14 protein-coding genes are annotated in these 17,464 nt (G+C 31.5%); 6 read left to right on the forward strand and 8 right to left on the reverse strand.

Translation table 11 applies throughout. The annotated features are described in order from the left end of the window. Nucleotides 1-308 precede the first annotated feature (308 nt). Nucleotides 309-488, forward strand: a complete 180-nt coding sequence (locus KDK92_RS02790; protein ID WP_250857524.1) for an alpha/beta-type small acid-soluble spore protein — start codon at nt 309-311, stop codon at nt 486-488. 54 nt (nt 489-542) lie between these two features. Here the strand turns inward: KDK92_RS02790 and KDK92_RS02795 are convergent, their stop codons facing one another. Together KDK92_RS02795 and KDK92_RS02800 are read right to left on the reverse strand one after the other, a co-directional pair. Further along, nucleotides 543-941 (reverse strand): 2TM domain-containing protein, encoded by a 399-nt coding sequence (locus KDK92_RS02795; protein WP_250857525.1) that lies wholly within the window; start codon nt 939-941, stop codon nt 543-545. 202 nt (nt 942-1,143) lie between these two features. Beyond that, the gene (locus KDK92_RS02800; RefSeq protein WP_250857526.1) at nt 1,144-2,145 is read right to left on the reverse strand and encodes a LysO family transporter; all 1,002 of its coding nucleotides are present in this window, start codon (nt 2,143-2,145) and stop codon (nt 1,144-1,146) included. A 463-nt stretch (nt 2,146-2,608) separates the two neighbouring features. Between KDK92_RS02800 and KDK92_RS02805 the strand changes: the two genes are divergently transcribed. The 4 genes from KDK92_RS02805 to KDK92_RS02820 all read left to right on the forward strand — a co-directional run bounded on the left by KDK92_RS02805 (nt 2,609) and on the right by KDK92_RS02820 (nt 9,586). Next, nucleotides 2,609-4,642 (forward strand): methyl-accepting chemotaxis protein, encoded by a 2,034-nt coding sequence (locus KDK92_RS02805; RefSeq protein WP_250857527.1) that lies wholly within the window; start codon nt 2,609-2,611, stop codon nt 4,640-4,642. 395 nt (nt 4,643-5,037) lie between these two features. Further along, nucleotides 5,038-6,957: a serine protein kinase gene (locus tag KDK92_RS02810; protein WP_476739427.1), complete on the forward strand. Its 1,920-nt coding sequence runs from the start codon at nt 5,038-5,040 to the stop codon at nt 6,955-6,957. A 45-nt stretch (nt 6,958-7,002) separates the two neighbouring features. Next, nucleotides 7,003-8,205 carry a sporulation protein YhbH gene (gene yhbH / locus KDK92_RS02815; protein WP_250857529.1) on the forward strand — a complete coding sequence of 401 codons (1,203 nt, stop codon included), beginning with the start codon at nt 7,003-7,005 and terminating at the stop codon, nt 8,203-8,205. Nucleotides 8,206-8,218: 13 nt separating this feature from the next. Continuing rightward, nucleotides 8,219-9,586 carry a SpoVR family protein gene (locus KDK92_RS02820; protein WP_476739428.1) on the forward strand — a complete coding sequence of 456 codons (1,368 nt, stop codon included), beginning with the start codon at nt 8,219-8,221 and terminating at the stop codon, nt 9,584-9,586. Between the two features lie 301 nt (nt 9,587-9,887). On the opposite strand, the gene KDK92_RS02825 is transcribed toward KDK92_RS02820, so the two are convergent. The 4 genes from KDK92_RS02825 to KDK92_RS02840 form a co-directional block, all read right to left on the reverse strand. Then, nucleotides 9,888-10,799, reverse strand: a complete 912-nt coding sequence (locus KDK92_RS02825) for a transposase (protein ID WP_250857531.1) — start codon at nt 10,797-10,799, stop codon at nt 9,888-9,890. Between the two features lie 184 nt (nt 10,800-10,983). After that, the gene (locus KDK92_RS02830) at nt 10,984-12,243 is read right to left on the reverse strand and encodes a YeeE/YedE family protein (RefSeq protein ID WP_250857532.1); all 1,260 of its coding nucleotides are present in this window, start codon (nt 12,241-12,243) and stop codon (nt 10,984-10,986) included. A 187-nt stretch (nt 12,244-12,430) separates the two neighbouring features. Beyond that, nucleotides 12,431-14,131, reverse strand: a complete 1,701-nt coding sequence (locus KDK92_RS02835; protein ID WP_250857533.1) for an FAD-dependent oxidoreductase — start codon at nt 14,129-14,131, stop codon at nt 12,431-12,433. A gap of 12 nt (nt 14,132-14,143) precedes the next feature. After that, nucleotides 14,144-15,394 carry an alanine:cation symporter family protein gene (locus KDK92_RS02840; RefSeq protein WP_250857534.1) on the reverse strand — a complete coding sequence of 417 codons (1,251 nt, stop codon included), beginning with the start codon at nt 15,392-15,394 and terminating at the stop codon, nt 14,144-14,146. Between the two features lie 344 nt (nt 15,395-15,738). On the opposite strand from KDK92_RS02840, the gene KDK92_RS02845 reads away from it, so the two are divergent. Continuing rightward, on the forward strand, nt 15,739-16,629 hold the full coding sequence (locus KDK92_RS02845) for a LysR family transcriptional regulator (protein WP_250857535.1): 891 nt from the start codon (nt 15,739-15,741) through the stop codon (nt 16,627-16,629). A 53-nt stretch (nt 16,630-16,682) separates the two neighbouring features. On the opposite strand, the gene KDK92_RS02850 is transcribed toward KDK92_RS02845, so the two are convergent. Continuing rightward, nucleotides 16,683-17,210: a YeeE/YedE thiosulfate transporter family protein gene (locus KDK92_RS02850; protein WP_250857536.1), complete on the reverse strand. Its 528-nt coding sequence runs from the start codon at nt 17,208-17,210 to the stop codon at nt 16,683-16,685. Nucleotides 17,211-17,222: 12 nt separating this feature from the next. After that, nucleotides 17,223-17,456, reverse strand: a complete 234-nt coding sequence (locus KDK92_RS02855; RefSeq protein ID WP_250857537.1) for a sulfurtransferase TusA family protein — start codon at nt 17,454-17,456, stop codon at nt 17,223-17,225. Between the last annotated feature and the right edge of the window lie 8 nt (nt 17,457-17,464).

The following is a 17,464-nucleotide window of genomic DNA, read 5'->3' on the forward strand; positions in this document are numbered from 1 at the left end:
TTGAATTAATTACTCAAAACAATTAATAAGCAAAACAATTAATTGAAAAACTAAAATTGCTTAGTTTAATTAAAAATGAACTTTATAAATTATTCCTTAGTAAAAAAAATATATTATAGGATTATATTTAGTTTTATATTTCGGACTTCAAATTGCAGGACAATTAATTCAAGGCCTTGATTAATACTTAATTACAACTCAAAGATGCGACGGATATTCTAACCAATTTTCCCGTTAATCTACTACTATAATATCGTCCTTCTTAGTACAAACTACTATCATAAACCATTACAAAGGAGGAATATTTAATGGCTAAAAATTTAGTACCTGAAGCAAAAGAAGGATTAGCAAGATTTAAAATGGAAACTGCTAGCGAACTAGGTGTTCAATTTACTGAGTACAATGGAAACTTAACAGCTAAGCAATGTGGTTCTGTTGGTGGAGAAATGGTTAAGAAAATGGTACAGCAATACGAACAAAATCTATAATCCTATCGTTGGGGAATAGATACATAGGGCATGTAGCTTAGGCTACATGCCCTTTTATTTCTTCTCTAGAGAATTCTGATTTTTTATTCTATCCATATTCATCTTAAATACATCATTGTTCTTCTGTTCTTCTAGTGAATTAAATCCTGATCTACCTTTTAAATATTCAATCTCTCTTTCTAACTCATTACCATCTAATGCTTTTAACTGACTCATGGAAGTCACAAAGTGTATTCCCACTCCTATTCCCCATCCTAGTGCTACTATTAGTGCCGCTACAACTGTCTCAAAAAACTCACCTTCAAATAACCCTATCGTAGTCATCATAAGGGTGAAACATATTACAACAATCAAATATATATTTCTATGAACTTTAAAACTTCTCTTTATTTTTAATCTTTTTTTTGCTGTTTTAATAATTTCATCCTCTACCCTATTTTTAAATTCATCCATTCTCTAACCTTACCTCCTATCAATATCATTGTTCAGTATAAAATGTATCCAACTTTTCATAAGTATATGATACCATAAATTACTATTAAATGTAATTAACTCAATAATATATTCACCTATTCTATTTTAAGAAAGAAATAAGAGCTTTATTATTTAGATATAAAACTCTAGGTTTATCAATATATTACACTACTTTTATAAATCATGAAAAGAGATTGTACAACATAGGAAGGATAAATGGCACCGCAAAGGTAAGAATCGTTCCTGTAACCAGAGTGACTAATCCTAATTCTGGTCCGACAAATTTTGTTACAGGGACCAACATGGTATCCATATTCCCAGCAGCTCCTGAGGCAATTGGACTACCTTTACTGATTCTAACAATAAACGGTAAAAACAAAACAGTGAGAAATTCTCTCATAACATTTACCATAAATCCATATGTCCCCACCACAACTCCATATACCTGGCTCATATAAGCTCCTGTTATACTATAATAACTCATACCACTGGCAGATATGACTGAAATATGTATTGGTAGCTTAAGGATGATTCCCGATAAAGTTCCGCCCACTATACTTCCAATAAAAATAGTAATTGAAAGTAAAACAATCTTCCATCCCAATACTTTAATATACTTAAATACCATGCGATTAGCACCCAAACTGATTCCAACACTAACATAAAGAACTACCAGTGCGATAGTCAATAAATAATCTAAAACAAAAATTAAATTCTGAGGCATCATAAAATTCCCAAAAAGGATACCAACAATGATACTGATAGGCATCACCCAAATCAATGGTGATGTTTTTTTCTTTTCTTCTTCCAAAAGACCAATTTCACCATCTACATTATTTACATTGATTTTTTCTGATGATAATTTCCTGCTGACTTCTTCTAACGGCAAGATTGTTTTCTCAAGAATAAAAGTAAAAAATATACTAAATACGATAGCCAGTGAAGCTATTACTACACAGTCTAATCCAATTCTCGGCAAATTAGACATAAGCAAATCGTTGGTCCCGATATTGGCACCAATAGTTAGCATGAGAACTACCAATGACAGATTTGTCAGCAAATCTATAACTTTCAAAATGGAAGTTGTCAATCTTTGAAATCCAACAATTAATCCTATTCCTAAGCATAAAAAAGGAATCCAACTCATTTGTTTTATCACCTCATTTTCTATTTTATAATTCATAGTTTCATAATTTCTGATTATTCTGACTATTCGCATTGTATCACTTTTAAAATCATATAGCAATACAGTTTTCCTCAAAATGCAGTTTTATAAGTTCAACTAATCAATTACAAAATCAAGAATTATCAGAGTAAACAGCTACAGTTTTATTGCCCCTACAAACAAATAAGATTTATCAGATTTATTGTTCCTCTTTTTTTCGACATTCTACCTTTTTATTTCATTACTTACTTTTTTACTGAATAAATATGCAGTTTATTTTACATATTTCCTAAATAATTAGGAAATATGGATAATCCGTTATTCATTATCATAAATTTCTATTCAAAGATTTATGTGATGCCTATTTAGAAAATAAGAAAATTGACGAAAATAATGATATGGTTAATTAATTCTTAAAAATAATTAAAGTTTTTTTAAAAAAACATTAAAATATTTTAAAATTAAAGAGGAGTGACATTGTATGAACTTAAAGAGAAACATTGCCGCTAAAATTATTGGAAGTTTTTTAATTTTATCCATTATAATTTTTGCAGCAACAGGATTAGTTGTAAATACATACACAAAAAACAATATCGTTGAAAATGTTAAAGGGGATTTAAGCTATGAAGCTAGGATTCTTTCTAAAGAAGTTTCAGCCTTCTTCGCTGATAAAGCTAGAATAGTTGAACAGCTTTCTAACGATAAAAATATTATTAACTATATGAACGAAGTTAAAATTAAAGGTGAAGCAAGAAATAATGATAAATATAATGATATAGTTCATACCTTTAAAAGTACAAAAGAAAATACTGATAATATTGAATATGTATATTTAGTACTTCATGATGCAAACTACATTGTTATTGATGATGAGTGGGAGCCTGATGCTGATTGGGACTTACATTCAAGAGAGTGGTATACTGATACAGTTTCTGCTGGAAAATTGTTTTTTACTGAACCCTATTATGATGATACTATAGATAAAAATGTTTTAACTATAGCTAAACCGATATTTTCAAATGGCAAGCCACTAGGAGCTATTGCAGTAGATATTACTATAGATGATTTATCAAATATTATGGATCAATATAAGTTAGGTGACTCAGGATACTCCGTGTTAATTGATAATAAAGGAACAATAATCTATCATCCTGAAAGTTCAAAAATATTAAATGATAATATGACAGAAATGGACGGAGAGCTTGGAGAAATAGGTAAGAAGATGGTTAAAGGTGAAAATGGAACTGATGATTATAAATACAATAATGTTGGAAAATTCTTTTCATACGCTCCAGTTACCGTTAACGGTTGGTCAGTTGGAACAAATATAACAAAGAAAGAAGTTCTTAAAGGCTTAGTTCAATTAAATTTCATTATGTTTATTGCTTTTGCTTCAGGATTAGTATTACTTCTTCTTATAGCCTTCTTAATCATTAGATATCTTTTAAAAGAAATACCTACTCTATTAAATATAATAAAAAGAATTTCCCAAGGGGATTTAACTGTAAGAGCTGAGGTAAAGTCAAAGGATGAAATTGGTCAAATAAGTTCAGCAATAAATACAATGGCAGATGAACTTCAAGGATTAATTCATGGAATTTCTTTAAATAGCCAGGAAGTTAGTGCAAGTAGTGAGGAGTTATCAGCAACAATTGAAGAAGTAACTGGACAAATTCAAAGTATAAATGGAAGTACTCACGAAATAGCTGCTGCAATGGAAGAAACAAGTGCTGCTACTGAAGAAATGAACGCTTCTGGATTAGAGATAACTGCTGTTTTAGATAGATTAAAAAATAAAGCTGTAGAAGGTAATACATTTGCTAAAGAAATCGAAAAAAGTGCTCATAATATGAGAGTAGATTTTGAAAAAGCTAAAAATGATGCTTTAGTGACTTACAAGGAAAAGCAAAAATCAATTTTAAATGCAATTGAAGAAGGAAAGATTGTTGAAGAAATAAGTAATATGGCGGATATAATTGCTGACATTGCTGAAAAGACAAACCTCTTATCACTAAACGCAGCAATTGAAGCTGCAAGAGCAGGAGAACAAGGAAAAGGATTTGCAGTTGTTGCTGATGAAGTTTCAAAATTAGCATCACAGTCTTCACAAACTGTTACCAATATTCAGCAGACTGTTGGACAAGTTAAGGTTGCCTTCCAAAACTTATCTAACAATTCAAATAATCTTCTTGAATTTATGGATGAAAAGGTAGTAAGTGATTATAATGTTATGATTGATAGAGCAGAATCCTCATTAAAAGATTCCGAGGAAGTTTCAGGCTTGGTTCATGACTTATCAACTAATTCAGAAGAAATCTCATCTTCTGTTGAAGAGTTAATAAGAGCAATTGACTCAGTTACTACTACGGTAACTGATGTAACATCAAATATTACAAATATAAGTGAAAATATAAATCATACTACAGAAGCTGCTGATGAAGTTGGAAATGTTGCAGAGACTCAATCTAACTTGGCTCAAGGACTAAATGAAATGGTAAACAAATTCAAAATTTAATTTTCCACTCACTTAAAGCTTTAGGATCTTTCTCCTAAAGCTTTTTGTTTTATTTCAATGACTGGTAATTTAGGCGTATGAAAATAAATAACAAGTCAAAGATGCAACGGATATTTTGTGGAGTACGAAGAGTTAGGTTCCGCTGATAGCAGTTCTATCAGTGGGTTCCAAGGATGAAGTAATCCACAAAACAGACTAGCATACTGACTTGTTATTTATTTGAATATGCCTTATATTTATTTTTCAGAAAATTCTTGTCTTAATTTAGGAATTCATAACATAAATATTAGTAAGGTAGAATTATATTTATTTTCAAGTTGGTAAAGCTGATTTATTTTATAAATAACATCAGGTGATAATTATTTCTACTTCAAAGGAGGTATGCAAATTTTATGATTCAATTTTCAGATCTTATAAAAAAAGATAGAGATGATAAAAAAAAGAAACATTTTGATGGCACATTTCTTGATTACCTAAATATACTCAAAGAAAACCCTTCAATAGCTATGTTAGCTCATGAAAGAATGTACTCAACTATTACTAATAAAAGTGTAGAAACACTAAATACTGCTGAGCATCCTAAATTAAGAAGAATATATGGAAATGATGTAATAAAGAAATATAACTTCTTTAAGGATGACTTTTTTGGTATAGATAAGGTTCTAATGGAAATCGTTAAATACTTCCATACCGCTGCTATGAAAGGAGAAGAATCACGTCAAGTTCTATACCTAGTTGGACCAGTTGGAGCAGGAAAATCCTCTATAATGGAAGCTCTAAAGAAAGGTCTTGAGATGAGTGAACCTGTATACGCTCTTAAAGGATGTCCTATGAGAGAAGAACCTCTACATTTAGTTCCTTATCATCTTAGAAAACAATTCGAAGACCTATTGAATGTAAAAATTGAAGGTGATTTATGCCCTGCTTGTAGATATAAGTTAAAACATGAATACCACGGAGAATTTGAAAACTTTGCTGTGGAGACACATGACTTTAGCATTAGAGCAAGAAACGGTATTGGAGTAGTTCCACCAGTTGATCCTAATAATCAGGATACTTCAGTACTTGTTGGTTCTGTAGATATATCAAAAATGGATTTATACCCTGAAGATGACCCAAGAGTATTATCACTAAATGGTGCTTTCAATGTTGGAAATAGAGGACTTGTAGAATTTATTGAAGTGTTCAAAAATGAAGTTGAATATCTTCATACAATGATTACAGCAACTCAAGAGAAGAGTATCCCCTCCCCGGGTAAATCATCAATGATATATTTTGATGGAATTATTTTAGCACACTCTAATGAGGCTGAATGGAATAAGTTTAAATCAGATCATACTAATGAAGCAATTTTAGATAGAATAGTTAGAATTGAGGTTCCTTATTGTCTTCAATTAGATGAAGAACTTAAGATTTATAAAAAAATGTTGGGCAAAAGTACTTTCAGTGCTCACATTGCCCCTCACACAATTGAGGTTGCTTCAATGTTTGCTATTTTAACTCGTTTAGTCCCATCTAGCAAAGTTAACGCTCTAACCAAGTTAAAAATTTATAATGGTGAAGAGATTGTTGAAAAAGGTGCAACTAAGAAAATTGACATAAGCGAGCTTCGTGAAGCTGCACCTCGTGAGGGTATGACAGGTATCTCTCCAAGATTTATTATGAAAGCAATAGATCAAGCAATAGCTGAGTCACCTCATAATTGTATAAACCCTATCTCAATTCTTGAAATGCTGACTAAATCTGTAAAAGAACTGCCTATTGGTGAAGATACTAAGAAAAATTATTTAAATTTCTTGCAGAATATAATAAAGAAAGAATATAACAAAATTCTTGAAAAAGAAGTTACAAAAGCATTTATACATGGATATAAAGAGCAAGCTGAAGATTTATTTAATAATTATTTAGACCATGCAGAAGCTTATGTAAACAAAAGCAAAATTAAAGATAAGAGTACTGGTGAGGAATTAGAGCCAGATGAAACCTTCATGAGATCAATAGAAGAACAAATAAATATTACTAATTCTTCTTCTAAGGGATTTAGGCAGGATGTTACTTCTTATATGTTCTATGTTATAAGAAATGGTGGCAAAATTGACTATACTTCTTATCAGCCTCTAAAAGAAGCAATTGAGAAAAAACTAACTACTTCTGTACGGGAATTAAGTAGAGTTATCACACGCACTAAGGTACGTGATGAGGAACAGAATGACAAGTATAATGCAATGGTTGACGAGATGGAGAAAAATGGATATTGTCAGCATTGTTGTAACGTAATCCTAAAATATGCAGCTAATAATTTATGGAAAGATTAATAAGGCATATCAAAATAAATTACGAAAGCTTAAGGAGGTGACACTTTGGGCATATTTAGGGAATATGATAGAAGCAGAAGAGACCGTTCTGCAGAAGATAGATTAAGGCATAAAAAATTAATTGAAGAATCTATAAAAAGAAACTTAGGAAATATAATTGCTGAAGAGAGTATTATTGGTCAAAGTAAGGATAAGAAAATTAAAATTCCTATAAAAGGAATTAAAGAATATAGATTTATATATGGAAAGAACAAACCTGGTGTTGGTTCAGGTACTGGTGAAGAAAAACGAGGAGATAAAATTGGCAGTGATGAAATGCAAAAAGGTCAGGGGGATCAAGAAGCTGGCAACAATGAAGGCGAAGATATTTACGAAACTGAGATTACTATTGAAGAATTAATTAATTATCTCTTCGATGATTTAGAACTTCCAGATATGGAAAGAAAAAAGTTTAGTGAAATAGAATCTGAAAAGAAATTTAAAAGATTAGGTTATCAGCGAAAGGGAATCAAACCTCGCCTAGCAAAGAAAAGATCAGTACTAGAAAAAATAAAAAGAAAAAAAGCTACTGAAAGAGGCAAAAACTTAGCTGATGAATTAGGAAACTTAGATAGTGAAAAAGTAGAAGGACAAACAGATAGATTTCCTTTTAAGGAAGATGATTTACGATATTATCACATTAGAAATGATATTAAAAAAGAAAGTAATGCTGTTGTAATGTGCATCATGGATACTTCCGGCTCAATGAGCATCACAAAAAAATATTTAGCTAGAAGTTTTTATTTCTTATTATATCAGTTTGTAAGAATAAAATATGTAAATGTTGAAGTAGTTTTTATAGCTCATACAACAGTAGGTAAAGAAGTAAGTGAGCAGGAATTCTTTCATAAAGGTGAGTCAGGTGGAACTTATATAAGTAGTGGGTATAATAAAGCATTGGAAATTATTGAAAAAAGATATAATCCTGCTCTTTGGAATATCTATGCCTTTCACTGCAGTGATGGTGATAACTGGAGAGAGGATAATGAAAAAGCCGTAGAAGCTGCAAAGAAACTTTCAGAAACCTGTAATCTCTTTGGTTATGGCCAGATAAGTATTGGAGGATATATCCCAAGCAGCACAATCAAACAGCAATTTTTGAATAATGTAAAATATGATAATTTTTCCGTTGTAACTATGTCTGGAAAGGAGGATATTATTCCAGCCCTGAAAAAAATATTAAGCAAAGAAAAGGGCCTTATGGAATAATGATTTATCTATGATTGATTATACAATTGAAATGCTGCAAGAATGGGATAGCAAAATTAATGATATCGTAAAATCAGAAGGATTAGATTGTTACACTCAAGAATATGAGATTTGCAGCTATGAGGATATGATATGCTTTGAAGCTTATGTGGGAATGCCTTCACACTATCCCCATTGGAGCTACGGAAAGGCTTATGAAAGAAAGAAAACATTCTACAATTATAATTTAGAGGGATTACCATATGAAATGGTAATTAACTCTGACCCATGCATTGCTTATCTTATGAAGGATAACACCCTCCTCTTGCAGATATTAACCATGGCTCATGTACACGGTCATAATGATTTTTTTAAAAATAATAGATTATTTGCAGAAGGAACCAGAGCAGATTCTACAGTTGAAATGTTCAAAAACCATTCAGATAGAATTAGATCATATATTTCTGACCCAACTATTGGCTACGAAAAGGTAGAAAGGATTTTAGATGCTGCTCATGCATTAAGTTTTCATACAGCTAGAGTTATAGGGGAAAAAACATTATCTATGGAAGAGAAGAAAAAAAGACTCCTAGCAAAGTATAAAAAAGACACACAGCGACATGGAATTTTAGATGAAAAACAGGAAATTGATCCTCCAGATTTAAATAGAATTCCTCTAGAACCGACTGACGATATTATGAGTTTCTTAATTGAATACAGTAATTTAACAGACTGGGAAAAGGATATACTTGAAATTGTAATGAAGCAAACAAAATACTTTATACCTCAAATTGAGACTAAGATCATGAATGAAGGATGGGCAAGTTACTGGCACTATAAGATATTGAATAAATTAGACCTTCCACAGAGTCTCCATATGGAGTTTTTAAGTAGACATAATCAAGTAATAAGACCTTTCTTAGGAGCAATAAATCCTTATTTTGTTGGATTTAAGATGTTTGAAGATATTGAAAAGCAATATGGTAGAGATAAAATATTTGAAGTTAGAAAACTAGAAAGAGACCAATCCTTTATGAGAAAATATCTTACTGAAGATCTTTGTAAAGAGATGAATATGTTCCAGTATAATAAAAAAAATAAAGATTATATTATTGAAGAAGTCTCTGATGAAGACGGTTGGAAAAAAATCAGAGATACCTTAGCAACTAGTGTTGGAATGGGCTCAATACCTTATATTAAAGTGGAAGAATACTCCACTAAGGATAATACCCTACTAATTGCTCATGAGCATGACGGTAGAGACCTTGAAATGACCTATGCTTATAAAACCTTAAAACACATTGTGGAGCTCTGGGGCGGAAAGGTACTATTTAAAACAGTAGTTGATGGTAGTAAGAAATTAATTCGTTGTACTAAGGATAAGACTATTCATGTGATTTAAAAACCGGGGACGGTTAACAACTGTTTAGTTGTTAACCGTCCTTTGTCTTTTTGGCTTTTCGGATGTCGGCTAGGCTGGGGCGTAGTTCCGTGCGTGAGTGGGACGGTTACTAGTTATTTAAGCTCACTCCCCCTCTTCATGCTTTAACTAAAGTAAAGAAGAATGATAAAAAATCAACTTACAATAGTTATATACTCCCCGATTAATGAAATGTTATTTATGCTTGTCCTGTCATTGAAAATCAAAAAATCTTTACAATCACATTTTTTATTTTTAATATAATTTACCTAATAATATCAGATTAAATCGAATAGCACTCTATAAATTCTTTCACAATATCTTTATATTTTTTATTATCCATTAACCTAATGCCTATACTACTCAATTCTGAGACCCTTACTTGCGAAAGATTTCCAAGCACACTGCATATATCAGTACATTTATAGTTACAAAGACTTCTCATTAATAAAACAATTATTGCTTTCGCTTCAACAAGTTCCCTTCTATTCTTCATATAAAGTTTTACCTCTACTATATTCAACTTTTGTGCTATAAACTCAATTATGTCTTCTGCTCTAAAATTCCTAATAAGTGTTGTTCTTCCGCTTCTATACTCAGTTTCTTCGTTTTCAAAGTCAATTTCCTCTTCAATCTTTTTATTGTTATATTTAAAAATAAGTTTAATATAATTTTTCCTTGCTTTTTTCTGTGTATCTCCAAAAAAACTCATTAAAAATCGACACTTTATTAACTCGAAAGCATCCTTCCTTAATCCAAGATATACTCCAAGGCTTGAAAAATAGTATTTTTCTGGATTATCTTTATAATCCTGTATATCAGTTGGATTATTGTGTATATAGAGCGATAATGCCCTTAAATACCTTTCATCTGAAACCATTTTACTTTTAAATCTATCCTGAAAGAGATGACCATGTCTCTTATGTTTTTTATTAAAATACCTTACATATGAGGAATTTATCCCATGCATAACCTTTGATATGTCTGAACCATTTGCATCTATCATTATATGTACATGATTATCCATAAGACAATAGGCATAGACTTTGAATAAATATAGTTTTTGATACTTTTTAACAAAATATAAATAAGAATTCTTATCTTCATCGTCCTTAAATAAATCAACTTCACTTATGCTCCTTGCCATTATATGAAATATTGCATTCTCTGTTTTTTGCCTTGCTTTACGCGGCATATTAATCACCTCAATTTATAATCTTTTAAACTCTTTCTTTTATAATCCTTGACTATAAATTGAGGTTATAAACATAATTTCCTATTAACCGTCCCCATGTTTTCATGTTTTTTAAATGCACAAAACCGATGATTACTTAAGTAATCATCGGCTTTATGAAAGTTTATTCTTAAAAAATTTATTCTTAAATATTAACCTTTAGTTTCTTAACTAATTTAACTCCTAATATACCACCTAGAGTTAATGAAGGAAGGAATACCCATCCTGATAATGACATATTAGATAGTCCTGAATATAGAGCTCCTACGTTACATCCTAAAGCTATTCTAGCTCCATATCCCATCATTAATCCACCAATTGCATAGAATAAAACATCTCTTAATTTAAAGTTTTTCTTAAATGAGAAATGTCCAGCTAATAATGGTGCTATTACTGCACCCATGATTATTCCAAAGTTTCTCATTGAACCTGGGTGATTCAAGAATCCACCATTGATAGCATCCATTCTTCCAGCGAACCATCCCCAGTTAGAAACATCTACAATTCCTAATGCTTCATAGAACCAAGCAGCCCAGTGTGCAAATACTGCTGTTACTCCCCAGCTTGTCCCAGTCGTAACTAGAATTGTAACAAACATAATCATTATAAATACTGCACCAGTATAATAAGACCATCTCTTAACAAAGAACTTATGGTAAGTCTCTTTACTGAAGAATTTATAATCTGCTGGCTCATCTAATTCTTTTTCCCACTCAGCGTATTCTTGTACTTGTAGTGTATTTTCTCTTTTTCTCTTATTTTCATACTTTTTAGCTATAATGTAAATTGCAAGGTATCCTAATAACGAAAGTACAATAGTTCCTACAAACCCAAAAACATCTGGTAAATATAATTGCTTGTGTATATCAAAGAATATACTTTGAGTCCACCAAGGCATATCATGTGCTCCCCATAATGCTCCCGTTGAGAAGAAGAATAGTACTATTAATCCTCTTCCTTCACCTTCTCCTGCATCTGTAAGTGTCCCCGAAGCGCATCCTCCGCCAAACATCATACCAATACCGAATAATATACCTCCAAGTATAGTAGCTAAGTTAGCTGGCTCAACATAGTCTGAACCTGGAATTACTGCTGCTCCTGATTCAACAGTTCTATAAAATACATCTGCACCATTAATATATGCACCATAATGTATTGCTGCTGTTGCTAATAATGTGATAGAAAATAAAAACATAAGTGCTTTTGTTAAGCTGCTATCTCCAGTTAAGTATATCTTTCTGATAGCACCTGCAAATCCAAATCTTGATCTTACCATAACATATCCAATTGTTAATCCAATTAATAATTGTAAAGCTAAACTGTAATTCTTTGTATATTGAAATGCACCGAATATAGCCATTGCTATTACAAGGGCAAATCCTATAAATACTTGGTTTTTCTTCACTCTATTTCCTCCTTTGTGTTAGGCATATTCAAACAGATAACTAGTCATAGGTCTATAGTGTATCATTCTTTATCAGAAACCACTGATAGACCAACTATCAGCTGAAACGCTCTTATTGTCTGATGCAAAATATCCATCTCACCTTTGACTTATTATTTATTCTCATATGCCTTCTCTTCATGCAATATTATGCAAAATTATAGTCTGTAACAATCCTCTTTCTATCTGTTGTTTCATCATTGAAGTATTCATAGAAAGATAATCCTAAAAATCCACCTGATACATTGTAAACATTTTCGAATCCTAAGTTTTGTAATGCTAATGTTGCGTTGTAACTTCTTTGTCCACTTCTACAGTGCAAGTAAATTGCCTTATCCTTAGGGATTTCATCTAATCTATCTCTAATCTCACTAAGTGGTATATTTATAGCTCCTATAATATGGCTTTGCTCATATTCATGTATCTCTCTTACGTCTATTATGCAAGCACCACTTTCTATTAATCCTCTTACCTCAGTCTCACGAACCTGCTTGAATGCACCATTTAATAAGTTAGATGCTACATATCCAGCATGGTTAACTACATCTTTAGCAGTTCCAAATGGTGGAGCATAACATAATTCTAAATCTCTTAAATCTTCTACTGTAGCACCAAATTTAATTGCTGTAGCAATGATATCTACTCTCTTATCAACATTTCCTTTACCAACTGCTTGAGCACCTAGTATTCTTCCTGTTGGAACTTCATAAATTAATTTAAAATGAACTTCTTCACAACCCGGCATTAACCCTACTTTATCACCTGGAATTACATAAACTATATCGTAGTTAATGTTCATATTAAGAGCTTTAATTAATCCTTCATTTAAACCTGTAGACGCTCCATTGTAGTTAAATACCTTTATTACAGATGATCCAATAAATCCTCTATTTAATACTGGTTTTCCATTTATATGATCCGCTACTCCTCTAGCTTGCTTTTGAGCTGGTCCAGCTAAAGGTAATTTAGTCATAGAGTTTGTTAATGAGTGGTATACTTCGATAGCATCTCCAACAGCATAGATATCTTTATCATTAGTCATAAAGTTCTGATCTACTTTTATTGCTCCTGTTTTTCCTAACTCTAATCCAGCATTTACTGCTAAATCTGTTTCTGGAGTTACTCCAATTGCCATAACTACTGCTTCAGCTTCAATTTTCTTTCCTGATTCTAAAACAACTGTGTTTTCCTCAAAAGAGCTTACCTTGTCTCCTACAATTAAGTTAACACCATGGTCATATAATTCTTTATGTAGAACTTGTACCATATCATAATCAAAAGGTCTCATAATTTGAGGCATAGCTTCAATTAAAGTGACATTGTATCCTGATTCCTTTAAGTTTTCAGCTACTTCAACCCCAATGAATCCCCCACCGATTACAGATACATTTTTACTTTCTATGTTATTAACATATTTATTTAATTTATCAATATCTACAACATTTCTTACTGTAAATATATTTGCTTTTTCAATTCCTGGTATGTTAGGAACTATAGCTTTTGCTCCTGGAGATAATATTAACTTATCATAAGCTTCATAATGTTCTTCTCCAGTTAAAACATTCTTAACTAATACTTCTTTAGTCTCTCTGTTAATAGATACTACTTCATTATTTACTCTAGCCTCTATTCTGTATTGCTTTAAAAACTTCTCTGGACACATAAGTACTAACTCATCAGCCTCTGCCACTGTGCCACTTAAGTGATATGGTAAACAACAGTTTGAGAATGATACGTGTGGTCCTCTTTCGAACATTATAATTTGATCATCTTCGCTAAGTCTTCTTAATCTAGCTGCTGCAGACGCTCCACCAGCTACTCCACCTACTATTAAAATTTTTCTACCCATATATATACCTCCCTATTTAATCTTAAATTTGTTTATATTCTTAATGACAAAAATAAATATTGCCATAATATTTAACGAACCTACAATAAACATCAATAAATCTGCTGCATCGAAAATCACATCAAAATTAGAAATACTTAATATTCCTGATAGTGTTATTAAACTTATATAAAATATTATTTTCTTATTTTCACTTATATTCATGGTTACATTAAGAAAGTGGAAGGATCCTAATACCGTTGTCATTCCCGATAAAACAAAGAAAGCAACAATAATTCCTAATCCTAAATACCCTGTTACTGAAAATACACTTGTTAAGTAACCTGAAATTCTTTCAACTCCATTACCACTTAAAGCTATATTATCTAAGTTATATCTTCCATAAGTAAATACATAGGATGTTATAACCACCGCAATAAATATTGAAATAATAGTTGATATGCTTTGTAACAAAGCTTCTCTTCTTGGCGAATTTTCTCTATCTGAACTTGCTAAGGCGCTTGTCCCTAATCCAGTTTCACTTATTTGAATAATCCTCTGAAATCCTATTATAAGTCCTATTGGTATTCCAATAGAAGCTGATTTAAAAGTAATAAAATCTCTCCAAATTAAGGATATATACTGTGGAACAAATTCTATTGTTGAATATAAAAATACGATAAAGAATATAGTATAAAACAAAATAACCAATGATATCATAGATCCCAAAGCATTAATGAAAAGTTTATGGCTTTTTGTTATAACTATAATTGACACTCCTAATACAATCGGTACAATTATATACATCAATAAGGTGTTATGAGTAAGTTCATAATTGAAACTTTGTTTAAAAAATATCTTTACAACACTCTGTATTCCTGTCAGTTGAAATCCTACAAATCCAAATGAATATAGTATAACTAACCCAATGGTATAAACTGCTCCAGCTTTTCTATTTATATTAAACTCTATAAAATCTCTAGGAGTTTTCTTGGTTATCTGGGAAAATAGAACCTCTGAATATGTAAGTGGTACTAATATTAACATTCCAATAGCAACCCATAAAACTATACTCTCGCCTCCAACACCATTATTTGATGCTTTCCACATAGCTGCTAAAACTCCAATAATGGCTCCTGTTCCAACTTTAGATGATAAAGAAATAGTAAGAGCATTTTTGATTTTTGAAAACTTCCACTTAGTTTTGTCATTTTCACTTATAGTATTAAGAAGTTTTATTGTTCTGTAGGTTATAAAGGCTCCTGATATTATGAGAAGTGGCAAAAATACCTTCCACAAATAACCACTAACAGAGCTAATTACTTGACCTATTATTTCAATAATAAAACCAACTCCTATCAAAGATTGTTTGTTAATTATCTAACAACATTATAATATACCTACAGAGGCTTGCATAATAAACAAATGTTATGTACCATAACATTTTCTTATACGCGTGTTTATTTTTATATAATTATAGATGAATTATACTGAAACTTAATTTATATAAGTCCAAAATCTCGGTACCCCTTAGACCTTTTTAAATTATTTAGTTGAAGTAGTTTATCTTTAAGTGATAAAATAAACTATACATTATGATAATTTTTTTCATTTTAGGATGTGAACATATGAATCTTGAATATCTCCAATCATTTTATATAACAGTGAAATGTAACAGTATATCAAAAGCAGCAAAGGAACTTCACCTTACCCAACCAGGGGTTAGTATGCAGCTTCGAAACCTCGAAAAGGAGCTAGGGGCAAAGCTTCTTAATCGAAGCAATAAAGGTGTTGAATTAACAGAAGAAGGTAAAGTTGTATACGACTATGCCGATACCCTACTTTCCATTCAGGGAAATATCGAAAGAGATTTAAAAAATCTACAGCAAGAAGCTCCCCAACTGATGATTGGTTCATGTAAAAGCGTAGGTGAGTATGCACTCCCCTGTAGTATTTTTACTTTTAAGCATGTTCACAAGGAAGTGGATATCAAATTTGAAGCAAGCAATTCTTCTGAAGTCATTCAAAAGCTTAAAGACCATACCATTAATATAGGAATTATACAGTTTGATCCAAAGGACGATGATATTATTACCCAAAGCATCATTTCTGATGAATTACTTTTGGTGGGAAATTGTATTGATTCTCCCAAAGAAATTTCTATTGAAGAACTGAAAGAACTGCCTCTGATTTTACGTGAAAAGAATTCAGGAACACGCTTATTAGTAGAAAAAGCTTTACAAGAAAAAGGTATTGATATTGAAGATTTAAATATAATTTATGATCTAAATTCTCCAGGATCTATTAAATCTTCTCTACTTGCAGGAAAAGGATTTTCTTTTTTACCAAAGTTAATAATTCAGCAAGATCTCAAAGGCCAATGTATTCAAACAGTTAAAATTGAAGATCTATCCATTCCTTTTGAATACTATGTGGCTTCCAGAAAAAAATATGCTTTCACTAAATATGAGCAAATGTTTGTAGATTTTATTATTTCCAGTAAAAGAGGATTTTGTTAATTATAAATAAAAAAGCTCAGAAGTCTAATTAAAAGTCTTCTGAGCTTTTTCGCTTATATCATAAATCGTTTTAAAATCTTAACCCCTACCCATGCACCGAGTATTGAAAAAATTCCAAAAACCCAAGCATGAAGAGAAAAAGATGGAATTCCACTGAAAAGGGCTCCAATATTGCACCCAACCGCAAGTCTTGTGCCATATCCCATCATTATTCCTCCAAGCAGAGCAAAAATAAACTGCTTTTTACTTTTCACTTTTTTCCATTTAAATTGAGATGCTAGCAAAGTTGCGGATAAAGAACCCACAATTACACCTATATTCAAAATTGTATATTGATTGATAAACGGATTTTGATTCTCTATTATAGGTCTATAATAGTATTCAAAATGACTAAAATATTCCCAACTGAAGGGTTCTAATCCGCTCCATTCTAAAATCCCTGCTCCCCATAATAAAAAACCACTGGTGATCTGCCAGCTGATTCCACTTGCAGCTAATAAAATCACATTCATCAACCCAAGTAAAATTCCTCCTACCCAATAAGGCCAGGGCTTTTTAAGCCATTTTGCAATGGACTTCATTTAATTTCCTCCCTATTTTTCTTTTGGCTTTTGTATATAGATTTCCCACTCTCCATTTTCCGTTTCAACCACTTCTACAGTGTGTTTGTTCTTTTCTCCCCACTCTTCCATATATATTCCCACACAACTATGATCTGCATGGAGAATTAAAATATCTCCTGGGTCCATTGTTTTTAATTCCTTTATTGCCTTAAGCATAGGAACCGGACATGCTTCATATAAACAATCCAACTCTCTTACTCCCATACACTTTC

This window comes from Oceanirhabdus seepicola (assembly GCF_023684385.1).
GTDB classification, from domain to species: domain Bacteria; phylum Bacillota; class Clostridia; order Clostridiales; family Clostridiaceae; genus Oceanirhabdus; species Oceanirhabdus seepicola.